General features: G+C 41.1%; 16 protein-coding genes and 1 pseudogene. 16 read left to right on the forward strand and 1 reads right to left on the reverse strand.

Annotated elements, in window-relative coordinates; genetic code table 11:
• Window positions 1-17 precede the first annotated feature (17 nt).
• The 6 genes and pseudogenes from ACYQY7_RS00065 (at window position 18) to ACYQY7_RS00090 (ending at window position 5,635) form a co-directional block, all read left to right on the forward strand.
• On the forward strand, window positions 18-668 hold the full coding sequence (locus ACYQY7_RS00065; protein ID WP_461200275.1) for a response regulator transcription factor: 651 nt from the start codon (window positions 18-20) through the stop codon (window positions 666-668).
• A 171-nt stretch (window positions 669-839) separates the two neighbouring features.
• Complete coding sequence (locus ACYQY7_RS00070; protein WP_004889120.1) at window positions 840-1,238, forward strand: hypothetical protein; 399 nt, start codon at window positions 840-842, stop codon at window positions 1,236-1,238.
• A 234-nt stretch (window positions 1,239-1,472) separates the two neighbouring features.
• Window positions 1,473-2,626, forward strand: a pseudogene (locus ACYQY7_RS00075) (IS110 family transposase).
• Between the two features lie 437 nt (window positions 2,627-3,063).
• Window positions 3,064-4,401 (forward strand): ABC transporter substrate-binding protein, encoded by a 1,338-nt coding sequence (locus tag ACYQY7_RS00080; protein WP_041637968.1) that lies wholly within the window; start codon window positions 3,064-3,066, stop codon window positions 4,399-4,401.
• A gap of 168 nt (window positions 4,402-4,569) precedes the next feature.
• On the forward strand, window positions 4,570-5,052 hold the full coding sequence (locus tag ACYQY7_RS00085) for a VanZ family protein (protein ID WP_231106971.1): 483 nt from the start codon (window positions 4,570-4,572) through the stop codon (window positions 5,050-5,052).
• Between the two features lie 307 nt (window positions 5,053-5,359).
• On the forward strand, window positions 5,360-5,635 hold the full coding sequence (locus tag ACYQY7_RS00090) for an ABC transporter permease (RefSeq protein ID WP_461200138.1): 276 nt from the start codon (window positions 5,360-5,362) through the stop codon (window positions 5,633-5,635).
• A gap of 58 nt (window positions 5,636-5,693) precedes the next feature.
• On the opposite strand, the gene ACYQY7_RS00095 is transcribed toward ACYQY7_RS00090, so the two are convergent.
• On the reverse strand, window positions 5,694-6,254 hold the full coding sequence (locus ACYQY7_RS00095) for a Uma2 family endonuclease (protein ID WP_461200139.1): 561 nt from the start codon (window positions 6,252-6,254) through the stop codon (window positions 5,694-5,696).
• A 124-nt stretch (window positions 6,255-6,378) separates the two neighbouring features.
• Between ACYQY7_RS00095 and ACYQY7_RS00100 the strand changes: the two genes are divergently transcribed.
• The 10 genes from ACYQY7_RS00100 (at window position 6,379) to ACYQY7_RS00145 (ending at window position 18,124) form a co-directional block, all read left to right on the forward strand.
• Complete coding sequence (locus tag ACYQY7_RS00100) at window positions 6,379-6,825, forward strand: MarR family winged helix-turn-helix transcriptional regulator (protein ID WP_461200140.1); 447 nt, start codon at window positions 6,379-6,381, stop codon at window positions 6,823-6,825.
• On the forward strand, window positions 6,822-9,944 hold the full coding sequence (locus ACYQY7_RS00105) for an efflux RND transporter permease subunit (RefSeq protein WP_461200141.1): 3,123 nt from the start codon (window positions 6,822-6,824) through the stop codon (window positions 9,942-9,944). The genes ACYQY7_RS00100 and ACYQY7_RS00105 overlap by 4 nt, the downstream gene beginning before the upstream one ends.
• Window positions 9,945-10,018: 74 nt before the next feature.
• A complete protein-coding gene (locus ACYQY7_RS00110; protein ID WP_461200276.1) occupies window positions 10,019-10,240 on the forward strand; it encodes a hypothetical protein in 222 nt (73 codons plus the stop codon).
• Entirely contained in the window at window positions 10,227-10,781 is a 555-nt protein-coding gene (locus ACYQY7_RS00115) for a DUF6036 family nucleotidyltransferase (protein ID WP_461200142.1), read from the forward strand. Before ACYQY7_RS00110 ends, ACYQY7_RS00115 begins: the two co-directional genes overlap by 14 nt.
• 122 nt (window positions 10,782-10,903) lie before the next feature.
• Window positions 10,904-11,179 (forward strand): cell division protein ZapA, encoded by a 276-nt coding sequence (gene zapA / locus ACYQY7_RS00120; protein WP_041637971.1) that lies wholly within the window; start codon window positions 10,904-10,906, stop codon window positions 11,177-11,179.
• Window positions 11,172-11,711, forward strand: a complete 540-nt coding sequence (locus ACYQY7_RS00125) for a CvpA family protein (RefSeq protein ID WP_461200143.1) — start codon at window positions 11,172-11,174, stop codon at window positions 11,709-11,711. The genes zapA and ACYQY7_RS00125 overlap by 8 nt, the downstream gene beginning before the upstream one ends.
• A gap of 49 nt (window positions 11,712-11,760) precedes the next feature.
• Entirely contained in the window at window positions 11,761-13,470 is a 1,710-nt protein-coding gene (gene polX / locus ACYQY7_RS00130; protein ID WP_461200144.1) for a DNA polymerase/3'-5' exonuclease PolX, read from the forward strand.
• Window positions 13,471-13,489: 19 nt separating this feature from the next.
• On the forward strand, window positions 13,490-15,835 hold the full coding sequence (locus tag ACYQY7_RS00135) for an endonuclease MutS2 (protein ID WP_461200145.1): 2,346 nt from the start codon (window positions 13,490-13,492) through the stop codon (window positions 15,833-15,835).
• Between the two features lie 11 nt (window positions 15,836-15,846).
• A complete protein-coding gene (locus tag ACYQY7_RS00140; protein ID WP_461200146.1) occupies window positions 15,847-16,254 on the forward strand; it encodes a DUF350 domain-containing protein in 408 nt (135 codons plus the stop codon).
• A 193-nt stretch (window positions 16,255-16,447) separates the two neighbouring features.
• Window positions 16,448-18,124, forward strand: coding sequence for an AMP-binding protein (locus ACYQY7_RS00145; protein WP_461200147.1), 1,677 nt, complete (start codon window positions 16,448-16,450; stop codon window positions 18,122-18,124).
• Window positions 18,125-18,202: the final 78 nt, after the last annotated feature.

The following is an 18,202-nucleotide window of genomic DNA, read 5'->3' on the forward strand; positions in this document are numbered from 1 at the left end:
AAGGAGAAATTGATGGAATGATTCACATTTTAATCGTCGACGATCATCTCCTTGTTTGCGAAGGTACGAGAAATGTGCTTGAACGTGAAGGAGATTTTCAAGTAGACATTACGACATCTGCGAGCGAAGCAGAACAAATGATCGAGCAACGTGCGTATGATATATGTTTACTTGACTGGTGTATGTCGGATATGAGCGGTATCGAATTGAGTAAACGAATTCTCGAAAAACAGCCAACTGCGAAAATTGTCATCTATACCGGATATGATATTGTTCCTTTTTTTAATTATTTCATTGAATCAGGCATTACAGGCTTTGTCAGTAAAACCGCATCAAGCGAGCAATTGGTGACAGCGATTCGCTGTGCGCTACGAGATGAGGCGGTCATTCCTGTGCATGTATTGCGTCAGCTGTGCCGTTGTGGAGCAAAAGAAAATATGGATGAAAACGGACAACTGGCTGTGCTGAGTTCTCTCGAGCAAGAACTATTAATGGAAGTTGCTAACGGCTTATGTAATAAAGATATTGCAGAAAAACATCACACGAGCCAACGAACGATAGAAAGACATTTATCGCGCATCTTCACAAAGCTGCACGTATCTTCACGAATAGAAGCAGTGGAAAAAGCAAAACAATTAGGGCTCATTCCAGAGCATCATATGTTGTGAATGCCTTCACCGGATCGGTGAGAGCATTTTCTTTTTGAAGTCCGCCATTTCGTGTCGGTATCCGACAAAAAATGGCGGGGTTCGACACCATGTTGGCGGTGAAAGGGGGGGAAAGTGGAGGTATAATCAGGTTGAATAGGAAAAATATTTGTAAGGGAGGAGAAATCCAAGATGAAAAAAGTCAAAAAGTTTTTAGCTGGAGGAGCATTAAGTTGCGCACTCTTAATGGGAAGTGTAAGTCTAGTAGATGCTGCTACTTACAATTATGCCTCTAACTACTTTGATTATGGGGTTTATCTTGGTGGTGGATACGGACAAACATTTGAACTTGATGGCAAAGCAAGATTTATTGGAACTCAAGCTCCGTATTATAGTAACAGTGCTTGCGGAGTCGGTTATCAAATTCGTTCAACAGACGGAACCGTTTTAAAAGTAAGTTGGAAGTATGGGGCTGGTTCTATTGATACAGGAAATGACTTGAATGGTTATAATGGGAAAAAGAAAGCGTATTTAAGAAATGCATATAACGAGAGTACTCCTCAAACAGCCTCTGGAAAGTTTTATTATTAAATATTTTTTGCTTTTGCGGAGCCTATGTTTTATATGAATAGTTTGGAAATAAAGGGGCATGATCTCTGACTAGAAAGATAGATTAAGTACTAGCTACTATGAATTGAGATCATGTCCCTTTCTTTTAGGAGCATTCCTGTTAGAAAGGTTTTCAGGGACTTGAAAGAAAAAAGCCCCTTAATATAAATGTAGGGGTACACCAAACACCAACATCAGACCAAGGAAGACTACGAGATGAATTGTACACAAAATCGCAAAATTGAACAAGTGACAGAACAAATTTTAGTAATTGGAATGGATATTGCCAAACACAAACACTACGCAGCGATGGTGGATGAACGAGGAAGAGAACTGAAAAAGCCGTTTCCTGTGTTCCAATCGCGAATCGGATTCGAACAATTCTACGTGTCGATTGAAGAAGCAAAAGAGAATTTGGCAAGACGGAGATCATCGTCGGTATGGAACCGACCGGGCATAACTGGTTGCACCTCGCCTATTTCCTCGAGGAAAGATCCCATTGGTGATGGTCAACCTGATGCACGTCAAACGGTCGAAAGAGCTCGACGACAACTTACCAAACGAAGCACGATGCCAAAGATGCCCTCGTTATCGCCAGACTAATCAAAGATGGATGCTTTAGCTATCTCCGCATTTTCCAAGAGGTGAAAGTGGAATTACGGACAGGAAGCACGTTTCGAGAGTCGCTGTTCAAGGAACGGAATATCATCTACAATCAAATGATTCATTGGCTCGATCGCTATTTTCCTGAGTTTGTACAGGTGTTCCCGTCGTTTGGCAAAATGGTATTAGCGATATTAGAGAACACGCCATTTCCGGTAGATATCGCTGATCAGACGGTCGAAGGGTTCATGGAGCGGTATCGTCAAAGAGAAGAACTCAAATGTCCGCAAAAACCGAAAATTCAAAAGCTGATAGAGGTTTCACACTATGCGATTGGGATCACGGAAGGAAAACCGATGGCTCGTATCGAAATCGCCACGCTCGTCCGCCGGTATCGCCAATTGGAACAAGAGATCACTGCTTTGACCGAAGAGTTGACGGCCCTTGTGCAAACGACCGTCGAATACGAATGGCTCTAAACGATTCCGGGACTAGGAGAGGCGACGATCATGGAGCTGTTATCGGAAATCGGAAGGACAGAAGCGAATCTCGAAACGAGGACGAAAATGGCTGCGCCCCCTTCTCTTTCGGATGATGATGCCATTGATTTGCTTATAACGAAGCGTTCCGGGCCTCACACCAGTACTATATGATACGCCCCATCAACCCGTTGCGTAAGAAGCAATCGATCGTGGTGTTATGCAGTAAAGCTATGGAAGGTTCTATACGCGGTTTGCGTGAAACAGCAAGTGTTTAATGGGGAATGAATGATGCAAGATATCTTTTCTCCACTCCAAGCCTAGGCAGCCTAGAGCCGCCTCCTTTCGTGAAAAGAACGGTCTGAACAACCGGGTGGATGACACGGAGAAGCTGGCACACGATTTCATATTCGACTTTGAGTCCCTATAGGATCTTAGTCGGCCTCTGCCTGGTGAAGAGACCGAACGAAGGAATGTTGGCGCGTGGATGCCCAGAGACATGGGAGGGTTTGTACTCATCAGAAACGCAGCGATCCAAGGTGTAACGTATACATATAAACCTACAAAATATCTATAAGCGAACACGAAGCGCACCATAGACGGTTAGATATCAACAAAAATGAAAATGTGTGTATGGGTTTTTGTCGGAAAAAATTTTTTTGACACCCCCTGAGACGCCAAGAAACCTTGATATATGAACATTGCTAGAGGGAGTGAGAAAATATATGAGAGTATATTATATTTTCTTAGCATTATTCACGACCTTCTTTCTCGTTTCTTGTTCAAGGCAAGAAGAGCATGTAAAAATGGCAATATTCTTAAAAAGTGATTGGGATAAGTATGAAGTGTTTGCTAAGGAGTTTGAAAAAGCAAAAGGCATCAAAATTCAACTTGATTATATTTGGGATGATACTATTAAACATGATTATAAGCACCTTTGGTCTAAAATACATAGCGCTATTGAAAAAAAACTTAAGGACCAAGAGATTGATTTAATTGCAGGGGTGCCAACCTCTTATTTTGAAAAATTGATTAAAAAAAATCTGTTAGCTGAATTGGATACATTTATGGTTGGACAGAGTGGAATAGATGTTAAAAATTTATACAGTCCGGTTTTAGATATTGCCAAAAAGGCTGGGAATGGACATTACTATTTTCTTTCCCCAACTTTTTCTACAAAGCTATTAGTTGTTAATCTTGACATTTTCAAGACTTTGAAGGTGCCTATTCCAGAAGAAACAGTATCTTGGGAAGAATTGGAATATATAGCTGAAAAAATTAATCGGAAGAACCTAAATCCACATAACAGAAAAATTTATGCTATCTCATTTGGTCCTGGAGGAGAAGAAGGATTATTTATGGACTTTCAACTTCTAACCACTCCACTTGAGCTTCCACTTCAGGAGAAGGAAGAGATCTATAACCATCCGTCTTGGGGGAAATGGTTTAAATGGTTTATAACAATGCATCAAAAATATGGAGTACGTAATATGGCTGAAGACAGAGCTTTTTTTACAGGTAAAGTGGCAATGAGAATCACTTATCCTCACGAACTTCAATGGTTGTATAAAAAAGCAAGGGCAGATCTAGGACTAGGATTTAATCCAGCTAAGTTCGAATTTAGAATTTATCCAGCTCCTTATTATAGTAATAAACCAGAAGTTGCTAGTATTGAAGTTCATAATATCGCATTATCTAATCAATCTGAGAAAAAGAATTTGGCTTGGGAAGTTATAAGATATGCTATGGGAAAGGACTATGCTTTATCAATAATCTATAATGGGGGAAATACATTTGGTGGAAATTTTCCTGCATACTATGATTCAGACACTATTCGTGCCTATGAAAACTTATATCCAGGAATAGATGTAAAAAATGTATTTTATTATGGAAAACAAGGACCTTATATTAAAGAATCAATGACTCTGGAACAACTCTCTATTTTCCACGAACTAGAAAGGGGATATTTTCCTATTATACTAAATAAAAATATTTCAGTCGAAGACGGTTACAAGGAACTAAAAAGGGAATACAAGCAAAGAATAAAGGAGCTGAAGCGGTAAATGATTCGAAAAACCATCACGATTATTCCTTTTGTCATGGTAGCTTGTCTCAAGACTTGGGATCATGTCTATGGAAATTTTCCTGGCATATCGGTTTGGATTGTGTTCATTCATATTTGTCTCAATCTATTGCCCATCTTTGTGTTTGTATGCTGGAGTGTGTCCAAAGTGCGGCAATGGATTGGGTTGAATATGGTGATTCACGCTTGCTTTTATGTTTACTTGTTTTTTGTTTTGTATTATACGGTTTTATATATTCCTTATTGGCGCTTTATGACCCAACCAGTGCTGCCGCCAGAGGAACAGGTGTTTCCCCATTATAATTTAATCCCGTTTAAAACGATTTTGGAAACAAGTATTACTCCTGTGAATATTTGGGGAAACATCTTTCTGTTGCTTCCGTTGGGCATCTTTGTTCCTTTGATTCATCCCTATTTTGCACGTATCAAACCGTTTCTTCTCCTTGCCTTGCTGGTTTCGAGCGGCATTGAATCCGTTCAATTTATGACAGCGTTGATGGATGGAAAATTTGCTGAATACCCTAGTGAAAGAAGCCTCGATGTTGATGATATCATTTTGAACATGAGTGGAGCCGTTATCGGTTTTGGTCTGTACAAATTACGAGGGCGAATGAAAAGCTTGATTTCTTGATCACACTGCTTGCCATCTGACCGTTGATTGCATACATGCAGTCATCAGAAATTCAACGTTGTTTGGGGGATGTCAATGATCACTTTCTTTATAAATGAAGTCAACTGTAGTTGAGTATTTTTTATAATAATAACTGTAGTTGAGCGATTTTTGTTACAATAATTACTATTTAAAAAAGAAACAAACAGGGTACTCCTTATGCCACGTGGAGCTGTTTTTTCACGGTATCAATAGGAATATTTTGTTTCGCTGCACGGTAAATGAACTCCACGAGGCAATGCCCTTTTCGCTTGCGACGTTCGCGTTTATGATTTCCACCGTTTTCTGCAACCAGTCGCTCGCGATTGGCTTGGCGACGTTCTCACTGTTCATCGGTCCACAAATCACCTACTTTTTGTCGCTGAAATTTGACTGGGCGAAATATATATTGTTTGCCAATACGAACTTAGCACAATATATTGACGGCACGCCGTTGGTGAAAGGGATGACGATGCCGTTTTCGCTTGCGGTGCTGCTTGTGTATTTTGTCGTGTTCAATGCGGTGACATGGTGGATGTTCCAAAAACGCGACGTCGCGGCTTAAACGATAAAAAGAAAAAGGCTGCCCAATTAGCTTGTGACTCGGCTATTGGCTGCCTTTTTTATTGAAAAAATAATCGCTTCGCCTCGAGAGAAAAGTTTGTAAATATAAAGGACGTGATTGTGTCGTTTTCTCCAAACGCCTCTCTTTTTTTAAAAAAACCATCTTCCAATCCAAATACTTCAACCGTTTTATATACGGGATCAACAATCCAATATTCTTGCACGTTAAACCGCTCGTATAGCTTAAATTTTTCATTTCGGTCTTTTAAAGCTGTAGATGGAGAAAGAACTTCGACAATGAGTGTTGGTGCTCCTAAACAGCCAGTTGCTGTTAAGTTGTTCCGGTTGCAAATGACGGAAATATCCGGTTGCACAACATGTTTTGCATGCGTGTAGTCATCGTTTTCAGAAAGTCGAACATCAAACGGAGCAATGGCGACATAGCAATTTTTATTTTGAAAGTGCGAACGGAACGCAAACGATAGTTCCATGACGGTAAATTGATGATCCCACGATGGAGAAGGGCTCATGTTGTAAGCTTTCCCGTTAATAAGTTCCCACTGCCCCTCCCATTGAATATAGTCAGCATACGTATACAGTTTAGATGACTCTGGATTCATCGTATCTCCCTCGCTTTTTTCAATATTATACCACACATCACTTCATCATTGACTATTCCGTGTTTCATAGTTATATTGTTAAATAGTTAAACAATTGAACTATTCGGATGGGAGGCATTGATCGGTGGAGAGAAGCATACAACAATTTATTGAGCGCTATTTGTCCGTTTCGTTTCTTGTGAATAAACGAGGGGCGGCGCTGATGAAATGTGAGTTAGATGATGTGACGCACGATCAATATTATGTATTGCGCTACATATATAAGCATAAGGTGTGCACATCAACGGAATTAGCCGACGTGTTTGCGGTGAATAAAAGCGCGATTACCGCGATGACGAATCGTCTTGTTGAAAAAGGAATGATTGCACGTGGCAAAGATGAAGACGATCGTCGCATTATTTCACTTTCACTTACAGAAAAAGGGGAACAATGGCTTGTTGAAACAGAACAAAAAGTATACGAACTTGTTGAGAAGATGATGACAAAGCTTTCGCATGAAGAAATTGAGCAGTTTATTCAAACGTATGAGAAATTAGCGATGATTTTACAAGAAATGGAGGATGGCAAATGAAAACGATTATTCGTGGAAAATGGGTCGTTTTACTCGCGTGGATTGTCGCAGCTGTTGTGCTTGTCATGACCGCTCCGAATATGGGTCAACTTGTGCGCGAAAAAGGGCAAATTACCGTCCCAGATGGTTATTCATCTTCGCTTGCGAGCGAGTTATTAAAAGAAGTACAAAAGCAAGAAAATAAGGAAGGGGAAATGAGTGCCGTCCTCGTCTTTCATCGAAAAGAGAGATTACAAGAAAAAGATTGGAAAGAAATCGAGAAAGCTGTAGAGCAGCTGCAAGGGAAAAAAGAATCGCTCGGTTTAATACAAATCGTTTCGCCGCTTGATGACGGACAGCTAAAAGAAAAACTTATGTCAAAAGACGGGACAACGGTGCTTGTCTCCCTTCAATTAGAACGAAACAAACGTACAGCAAAAGAAATAAGCACAGCCCTTTATGAGGCGATCGAGCATATTGATGTGCCGCACTATTACACAGGTAGTTGGATGATTGACGAAGATGTCGTACAAAGTTCACAAGAAGGATTGAAAAAAACAGAAGGCATTACGGTCGTGTTTATTTTAATTGTTTTATTTCTTGTATTTCGTTCGCTCGTTGCTCCGTTTGTGCCGTTGCTGACGGTTGGATTGACGTATATCGTATCGCAATCTGTTGTTGCTTTTCTTGTCGATCGAGTGGACTTTCCGCTTTCTACGTTTACGCAAACATTTTTAGTTGCCGTTTTGTTCGGCATTGGAACGGATTATTGTATTTTATTGTTAAGCCGCTTTAAAGAAGAATTAGCGAAACGAGAAGACCGAACAGAAGCGATTATCGCCACGTATAAGACGGCTGGAAAGACGGTTATTTTCAGCGGACTCGCGGTCATGATCGGCTTTGCATCAATTGGGCTGTCAACATTTAAACTGTATCAGTCCGCATCAGCTGTAGCAGTTGGTGTCGTCGTGTTGCTTGTTGCCCTTATTACGCTTGTACCATTTTTTATGGCTACACTTGGCGAAAAGCTGTTTTGGCCGATGAAAGGGGCGCTTGAACATAAGCCGAGCAAATTATGGGATATCGCAGGTCGTTTTTCTTTCGCTCGCCCACTATGGGCGCTTGCGATCGTGGCAGTTATGACATTGCCGATTTTATTGACGTATGACGGCAAGCTTTCTTTTAACTCGATGGCGGAAATCGGGGATCGTTACGCGTCTGTTAAAGCATTTAACATCATTTCAGCCCACTTTAGTGAAGGGGAAGCGATGCCGACGAAAATCGTCATGAAAAATGATGAAGCGATGGATGATGAACAATATTACTACTTAATTGAAAAAATTAGTCGCGAAGTGGCAAATATTGATGGCGTGGAAGCTGTTCGTTCAGTAACTCGCCCGCTTGGAGAGCCAATTGATCAATTGTTTGTGACAAAGCAAGCGGAACAGTTAAAAGATGGACTTGGAAAAGGAGCAGACGGCATCGGGCAAATTCGTTCCGGTTTAAGTGAAGCGAGTAACGAAATGGCGAAGTCCGCTCCAAGGCTAGAGCAGGCGACGGGCGGCATTCGTGAACTCGTCAACGGAACGACGAAGTTGAAAACGGGCATGACCGATTTACAGCAAGCGTTAAAGAAATTAGAAGACGGAGTACGAAGCGGAGCGATTGGTGCAGCTGATTTAGAAAAAGGATTGCAGACGATACAAACGAATATGAAAAAGCTGCATGATGGAGCGAATGAGTTGCGAAACGGATATGAGCAAGCAACGGTCGGATTGCGTCAACTAAGCGAACAATATAAACAAATAGAAGCGGGACTTACTGCGATTTCGAAACAACTGCCACTTCTTTCTCAGTCGCTGAACCGTATTGAAGAACGTCATACGGGCTTGCGTGAAGATGCGGAGTATGCATATGTGAAGCAAGCGATTGAACAAATCAGTGTGCAAATGAATACACTCTCTCATGCGTTTGTCCAAGTGAATGATGCGCTACAACGGATTCAGCTCGGTTTGCAGCAAGCAAATGAATCGTTTGCGACAGTAACAAACGGACAGCAAGCGCTTATTACGGGAATGGATCAAGTGATCGTTGGACTTGGAAAGCTTCGTTTCGGATTAGAGCAAGCAGCGGATGGTCAAGGCCAAATCGTGCAACGATTGCCAGAAGTGACAAATGGGCTAGCGAAAGTCAATGACGGTCAACAACAATTGTTGGCAGGTTTTTCACAACTAAATAGCCAAATGGATCAACTCGTCTTAGGATTAAATCAAAGCGTCAATGGACTGCAACAGGTGGAAGATGGGCTACAATCTGCCAAACAGTACGTTTCGGAACTAGCGAATGCGCCAGATGAAGAAATGGCAGGGTGGTATATGCCACCACAATTGTTGACGAGCGAGGAATTTGCGCAGGCGAAGGAAGCGTATATGTCGAAAGACGGAAAAGTAGTGACGTTCGATGTTGTTTTTTCGTCCAATCCGTATGAAACGACGACGATGGAAAAAATCGCACAAGTGAAGGAAGCGATCGCTCGGGCGGTGAATGGCACAAAACTTGAGCATGCGAAAGTAGGTGTTGGTGGCGTGACAAGCATATACTCAGATTTACGCGACATTTCCGCTGACGATTACGCGCGCACGTCATTATTTATGCTCATAGGTATTGCGATGATTTTAATTGTTCTTCTTCGTTCGTTCATTATGCCTGCGTACTTAATGTTATCGCTTATTTTAACATATTATACATCGATGGCGTTTACTGAACTTGTGTTTGTCAATGTGCTCGGATACGAAGGGGTAAACTGGGCTGTTCCGTTTTTCGCATTCGTCATTTTAATGGCGCTCGGTATTGACTACAGCATTTTCTTAATGGACCGCTTTAGCGAATACCGTGACAAAACGGTGCAGGAAGCGATGCTTGAAGCGATGCGCCATATGGGAACAGTAATCATTTCAGCTGCCATCATTTTAGGAGGAACGTTTGCGGCGATGTATCCATCGGGTGTGCTATCGCTCTTGCAAATTGCGACGATTATTTTAACAGGTCTTTTCTTATATGCGCTTATCGTTTTGCCGTTATTTATTCCGGTGATGGTGAAAACGTTTGGACGGGCGAATTGGTGGCCATTTATGAAGTAAGAGCGGGTATCGATGCCTGCTCTTTTGTGATATAATGTAAAAAATAGTTGTTGGAGTGAAACGAAGTGAGAAAAATGAATATGTCTGAACTAAACGATTGGATTTTTTCGCGCAAAGGAAATGTGGAACGAGATATATTAAAAGATGGAAGAGAGCCACATGTACGTTTACGTCCACGGGACAAAGAGGAAATGCGTATATTAGATGAATTATGCATAAAACGATGGAAAAAAGCAGAGCAAGAAGGAAAAATTCGATATTTGAACGAACGAGTGTGGTATTATGAATTCGATTAAAGAGGCGCAAGAAAAACTTCAGTCGCTTCAAACGAAAACATCGTTTGAAAAAATGGTTCAAGTCACAGCCATTTTAACGAAGCTATTGGAGCCGTATCGTATACGTCCAATTATTGTTGGCGGGCTTGCGGTTGAAATATATACGCGCGGTGATTATACGACAGTAGATATCGACTTAATTGTTAGTGATCGCGAAAAAGCAGGGCAATTGCTCACTCAACTTGGTTTCACTCCGTTAGGAAGACATTGGTATCATGATGAATTGTTTGTTAGTGTGGAAATTCCAAATGATATGTTAGAAGATGCTGATGAGAATAAAGTGATTGAGTTAAGGCTAGAAGAAGGGTTGTCTGTTTACGTCATCGGAATTGAAGACATTATATTAGATCGCCTTCGCGCATGTGTACATTGGAAATCGAATTCCGATTGTGAATGGGCAAAAAGAATGTTTCTCCTTCATAAAGAGCGGTTAAATCTCACATACATGAAACAAATGGCGAAAAGAGACGGAACAAACAAACAACTAGAGCAATGGTCATAAATAAGAGCGGGGTTTCATGCCCGCTCTTATTTTCGTATATCTTTTCATATATCTGCAAATCGTGGTAAGATAAAAGGTAGAATTTTGCCGAAACGGGAGATCGGATGAATGGGGGAAATAGTTTGGCCGAGCAGAAAAAAACGCGCATTACGGTAGATATATACGGACAGCAATATTCAATTGTCGGAACAGAAAGTTCAAGTCATATTCGGCTTGTTGCTTCCATTGTTGATGATAAAATGCGTGAAATTAGCGCGAAAAATCCGACGCTTGATACGAGTAAACTTGCTGTATTAACGGCAGTCAATATCGTTCATGAATATATTAAACTAAAAGATGAATACGAACGCCTTTTGCGAAAAATGAATAAAGAAAAGGATGATGACAGCGATGATTGATTTGCTTATTTGTTTCATCCTCCTTATGGGACTGATGATTGGATTGAAACGAGGATTTATTTTGCAATTCATCCATATGACAGGTTTTTTGATTGCATTTATCGTTGCATATAACTATTATGATCAACTAGCACCAAGACTAAAATTATGGGTGCCGTATCCGAGTTTCGGTGATGCCGAAACGATGAAATTGCTCATTGAAAGCACAAATTTAGATGAAGCATACTACCGTGCGATTGCATTTGCTGTTTTATTTTTTGCTGCAAAAATTGTGATGCAAATGATCGGTTCGATGCTAGATTTCGTTGCTCAGCTGCCGCTTTTAAAAAGCATCAACCGTTGGGCAGGTGGAGCGCTTGGATTTATGGAAGTGTATTTGCTTTTATTTGTGCTTTTATACGTGAGTGCACTTGTTCCTGTTGCTGCAATTCAACAACCGCTTCACAACTCATTCATCGCTAGTTTTATCGTCAAACACACACCGATTTTATCAAATTTTGTGAAACATATGCTTGTGCAATATATGGCGTAAAAACTTCTCCGTTTGAGAGAAGTTTTTTCGTCGAAAGGAAGGGAATGAAATGGAGAAAAGTAAAAAAGAAGCGATTCGTTTGCTTGAAACAATCGCTTTATATATGGAAATTAAAGGAGAAAATCCTTTTAAAGTATCCGCCTTTCGTAAAGCAGCTTCAGCGCTAGAACGTGATGAACGTGCCCTAACCGACATTGATGATTTGACGTCCATTGCTGGCATCGGCAAAGGCACAGCTGCGGTTTTACAACAATGGTTGCAGACGGGAACAAGCGATGTGCTTGAACAGCTAAAAAAAGAAATTCCAGCAGGGCTATTCCCGCTTTTAAAATTGCCGGGACTTGGCGGCAAAAAAATTGCTAAACTGTACCATGAGCTAGGCGTGACCGATATCGAAACATTAAAAGAAGCATGTTTAGCTCAACGTGTGCGACAATTAAGCGGCTTCGGTGCAAAAACAGAAGAAAATATTTTAGCCGCACTTGCCCGCATGAATGCACGTCCCGAACGTTTACCGATTGCGTTTATGTTGGAAGTTGCTTCCGACATCGAGCGTCAGCTAGAAAACTTCGCTGGCATTATTCAGTTTTCGCGCGCGGGCAGTTTGCGCCGTGTATGCGAGACGATCAAAGATTTGGATTTTATTATTGCAACAAACGATCATTCGCTTGTTCGTGAGCAATTGTTGCAACTTGAACATATTTATGACGTTGTCGCAAATGGTGAAACGAAAGTATCGTTGCAATTGCAATACGATTATGTTGTCAATGTCGATTTTCGCCTCGTTTCTCCTAAACATTTTGCGACAACGCTTCATCATTTTACCGGTTCAAAAGACCATAACGTCCGCATGCGCCAATTAGGAAAAGAGCGCGGTGAAAAAATTAGCGAGTACGGTGTTGAAAACATACAAACAGGCGAAGTGAAAACGTTTATGACAGAGGAGCAATTTTTTACCCACTTTCATTTGCCGTTCATCCCACCAGAAATGCGTGAAAGTGGAGAAGAAGTCGATGCATATGACGGGACGCCGCTCCTCACTTTATGTGATATACGCGGAGATTTACATATGCATACGACATGGAGCGATGGGGCGTTTTCGATTCAACAAATGGCGGAAGCATGTCGGAAAAAAGGATATCGCTACATCGCAATTACCGATCATTCACAGTTTTTAAAAGTAGCAAATGGATTAACCGTTGAACGACTAAAACGCCAACAAGAAGAAATTGCTCGCTTGAACGAACAATATGATGACTTTGTCATTTTATCTGGCATTGAAATGGATATTTTACCGGATGGAACGTTAGATTTTGCGGATGATGTATTACAAACGGTCGATTTTGTCATTGCGTCGATTCATTCTGCTTTTTCGCAACCGCAAGAAACGATTATGAAACGATTGAAAGAAGCGCTTACGAATCCATACGTTCATATGATTGCTCATCCGACAGGAAGACTAATCGGAGAACGAAGCGGATACGATGTAAATATAGACGAATTGTTGCAGCTTGCGAAAGAAACAAATACAGTGCTTGAGCTAAATGCAAATCCACATCGGCTCGATTTAACGTATACTTATTTACAAAAGGCGCAACAGCTTGGTGTCAAAATTGCGATTAATACGGATGCACACAATATCCATATGCTTGATGATATGGAACTTGGGGTTGCATTTGCACGAAAAGGTTGGATTCGGAAAGAAACGGTCATCAATACATGGGAGATCGAACAACTTATATCTTTTTTGCGAAAGTAAACGGCTGGAGGGTTACCTAGTGTATGGAAAAACATTAAATATTCTTGAATTTGATAAAGTGAAAGCACAACTTGCGGAATATGTATCTTCCTCGTTAGGAAAAGAAAAAGTCGCAGCGCTTACGCCGTCACCATATGTTGAAGAAGTTGTGCGTTGGCAAGAAGAAACGGATGAAGCAGCAACCGTTCTGCGCATGCGCGGTCACGTCCCTCTTGGTGGCATATTTGATGTTCGTCCCCAGACGAAACGCGCAAGCATTGGGGGAATGCTCAGTCCACATGAGCTACTCGATGTTGCAAGTACGATGCGGACGGCAAGGCAGTTGAGAAAATTTTTAGAAGGGACGGAGGCAGAGCTTCCGCATATGATGGCATATGCCGAGCAAATCATCCCTTTAATGGAGCTTGAGCAACATATATATCGTTGTATTGATGAAAGCGGGGAAGTGCTTGATGAAGCAAGCGATCGGCTTCGGTCGTTGCGCCACCAACTGCGTGCGATTGAAGGAAGAGTACGTGATAAATTAGAAAGCATTATTCGCTCATCATCTGCTCAAAAAACATTATCGGATGCGATTATTACGATTCGTAATGATCGGTACGTCATTCCAGTCAAACAAGAATACCGCCATACATACGGCGGCATTGTACATGATCAGTCTTTATCTGGTGCGACGTTATTTATCGAGCCACAATCCGTTGTAGAACTAAACAACGAACTGCAGCAATTGCGTGTGAAAGAAAAACAAGAAATTGAGCGCATTTTAAGTGAATTATCTTCCTCTGTCGGCGAGCAGGCGAAAATAATTACGAAGAACGTCGAATTGCTTGCACAGCTTGACTTTTTATTTGCCAAGGCAAAATACGCGAAAGCGATAAAAGCAACAAAACCGAAAATGAATGAGCGCGGATATATTCGTCTTATGCAAGCGCGGCATCCGCTCATCCCACCTGACCAGGTCGTTCCAAACAATATTGAACTAGGGAACGACTATACGACGATGGTGATTACCGGACCAAATACAGGCGGGAAAACAGTTACGTTAAAAACGATCGGCTTGTTTACGATTATGGCACAAGCAGGATTGCAGGTGCCAGCTTTAGATGGATCGCAACTAGCGGTATTTCGTGCTGTATACGCTGACATTGGCGATGAACAGTCGATTGAACAAAGTTTAAGTACGTTTTCGTCTCATATGGTCAATATTGTTGATATTTTAAAACAAGTGGACGAGCGTAGTCTTGTGTTGTTTGATGAGCTTGGAGCAGGAACGGATCCGCAAGAAGGTGCAGCGTTAGCGATTGCTATTTTAGATGAAGTGCACAACCGTGGTGCGCGTGTTGTAGCAACGACGCATTATCCTGAATTAAAAGCATATGGCTATAATCGTCATGGTGTGATGAATGCTAGTGTCGAATTTGACATTGAAACGTTAAGTCCAACGTATAAACTGTTGATCGGTATTCCAGGTCGGAGCAACGCGCTCGATATTTCTCGTCGCCTCGGATTAGATGAGCGTATTATTGCTCGTGCCCGTACGTACATTAGCGCTGAAAGCAATGAAGTTGAAAATATGATTGCTTCATTAGAGCGAAGTAAAAAGCGGGCCGAAGAAGAGTGGGAGCAAGCAGAAAAACTTCGTCAAGAAGCGGAACAGTTGCGAAACGAATTAGAAAAGCAGTGGAACGAATGGCATGAACAACGTGATCGTTTGCTAGAAAAAGCGAAAGAAGAAGCAGAACTGATTGTGAAAAAAGCGATGAAAACCGCAGAAGAAGTCATTCAAAACCTTCGCGAGATGCAAAAACAACAAGCGGCCGCGATGAAAGAACATGAACTCATCGATGCGCGTAAAAAGCTAGAAGAAGCTATACCACAAATCGACACGAGAAAGAAAAAGCGAGTGCAGAAAGAAAAGCAACCTTTACAACCTGGTGATGAGGTAAAAGTCACCCACCTCAATCAAAAAGGGCAGTTGATTGAGAAAGTATCCGACAAAGAGTGGCTTGTGCAAATCGGTATTTTAAAAATGAAAGTGAATGAAGAAAATTTGCAGTATGTAAGCAGTCCAACGCCAATGGAGACAAAGTCGATTGCGACGGTGAAAGGACGCGATTATCACGTTCCGCTGGAGCTGGATTTGCGAGGCGAGCGATATGAAGATGCATTGCTTCGCGTTGAAAAGTATATTGATGATGCATTGCTTGCTGGTTACCCACGCGTCTCTATTATTCACGGAAAAGGGACAGGAGCGCTTCGGAAAGGGGTACAACAATATTTGCAAAACCATCGCTCAGTAAAAAGCATTCGATTTGGTGAGGTGACTGAAGGGGGAACAGGCGTCACCATCGTCGAATTACAATGACGGGAGGAACTATGAGCGCTTTTTGGGAAAATGAAATGATTCATATTGCTGCCAATTTTAGTGTCGTGATTTTATGTTTAGTTTTATTTTTAGCTATTTTTGAACTTGTGACGAAATATAAAAATTGGGAAGAAATTAAAAAAGGAAATATGGCTGTAGCGATGGCAACAGGTGGAAAAATATTTGGGATCGCTAATATTTTCCGATACTCGATCGATCATCACGATTCACTTTTTACGATGATCGGATGGGGCGTTTACGGCTTCGTTTTATTGTTAATCGGTTATTTTATTTACGAGTTTTTAACTCCAAAGTTTAACATTGACGATGAAATTGCTAGCGATAATCGAGCGGTAGGATTTATTTCCATGGTTATTTCGATCGGATTGTCGTTTGTCATCGGAGCAAGTATACGGTGAGAGGAGAAAAAAATGGAAACATTAGCGAAAGTATTACTCGTATTGTGCGGTGTATTTTTGCTTATTGGTGTCATATATCTCATGTTTTTTGCATAAAAGGATGTCAGTAGGCATCCTTTTATATTTTTTTGATACAAAAATTTCTGAAAATATTATAAAATATAAATAATCTTATAACAAAGGGGGAAATAAAATGGAGAAGCCATGGCTAGCGTTATATCCTCAGCAAGTTCCTCATTCAATTGATTATCCGCGCAAGCCGTTGCAACAATTTTTGCGGGAAGCGGCGGAACAATTTCCGCACAAAACAGCCATTCACTTTTTAGGAAAGGAGCTGACATATAAAGAAATATATGAACAAGCGCTTAAGTTAGCATCGTATGTGCAACAGCTCGGTTTACAAAAAGGGGATCGCGTATCGATTATGTTGCCAAACTGTCCGCAAGCGGTCATTAGCTACTATGCTGTTTTATTTGCAGGTGGTATGGTTGTACAAACAAACCCGTTATATACTGAACGAGAGTTGGAATATCAGTTAAATGATAGTGGTGCGAAAATCATTATCGGTCTTGATTTGCTTTATCCAAGAATCATGAAAGTGAAAGCGCATACAAAAATTGAGCATGTGATCATTACAAGTATAAAAGATTATTTACCGTTTCCGAAAAACGTGTTATATCCGTTTATACAAAAGAAACAAACAGGGATGATTGTACGCGTCAAACATGAAGGGGATTGCCACTTATTTACGAAAGCATTATCGCTTGCGAGCGGGAAAGTAAGAGAGACGAATGTGGATCCGGTGGAGGATGTTGCGCTTCTTCAATATACAGGCGGAACAACTGGATTTCCAAAAGCCGCGATGTTGACACATTATAATTTAACATCCAATACGCTCATGTGTACAAAATGGATGTATAAATGTGAACGCGGGAACGAATCGATTCTCGGAGTGCTTCCGTTTTTCCACGTATATGGGATGACGGCTGTTATGAACTTATCCATTATGGAAGGATATAAAATGATTTTATTGCCAAAGTTTGATGTGGAAACGACGTTAAAAACGATCGAAAAACAGCGGCCAACGCTATTTCCGGGGGCGCCAACGATTTACATTGCGCTACTCAATCATCCGAATTTGAAAAAATATGATTTATCATCAATTAAAATATGTATTAGCGGTTCAGCTCCACTTCCAGTTGAAGTGCAAGAACAATTTGAAACAGTAACAGGTGGAAAAATTATTGAAGGATACGGTTTAACCGAAGCATCCCCTGTGACGCATTCCAATTTCATTTGGGATGGAAAGCGAATCAAAGGAAGTATCGGCGTGCCTTGGCCAGATACAGAGGCGATGATCGTTTCATTAGAAACAGGTGAGCGGGCAAATGTAAATGAAATCGGGGAAATTGTTGTTCGTGGACCACAAGTAATGAAAGGATATTGGAACCGCCCAGAAGAAACGGCTGCAACGCTTCGTGATGGTTGGCTATATACGGGTGATTTAGGGTATATGAATGAAGAAGGCTATTTCTTTGTTGTCGATCGAAAAAAAGATATGATTATTGCGAGCGGTTATAACGTATATCCGCGTGAAGTAGAAGAAGTGTTGTATGAGCATCCGAAAGTGCAAGAAGCTGTTGTGATCGGTGTACCAGACGCTTATCGTGGCGAGACGGTAAAAGCGTTTATTGTCCTTAAAGATGGAGAACAGTGTACAGAAGAAGAACTTGACGAATTTATGAGAAGTAAATTGGCCGCTTATAAAGTGCCACGCATTTATGAATTTAGAAAAGAATTGCCAAAAACAGCAGTCGGTAAAATATTGCGCCGTGCCCTTGTTGAAGAAGAAAAAGAAAAGCAAAAATAACCTTTGTACGTTTTTTCTTGACATGCTTTTTGCCTCTCTTTAAAATAAAAAATATGAATGATTGTTCATTCATATTTT

It is taken from the genome of Anoxybacillus sp. TBDG-1 (assembly GCF_054815885.1).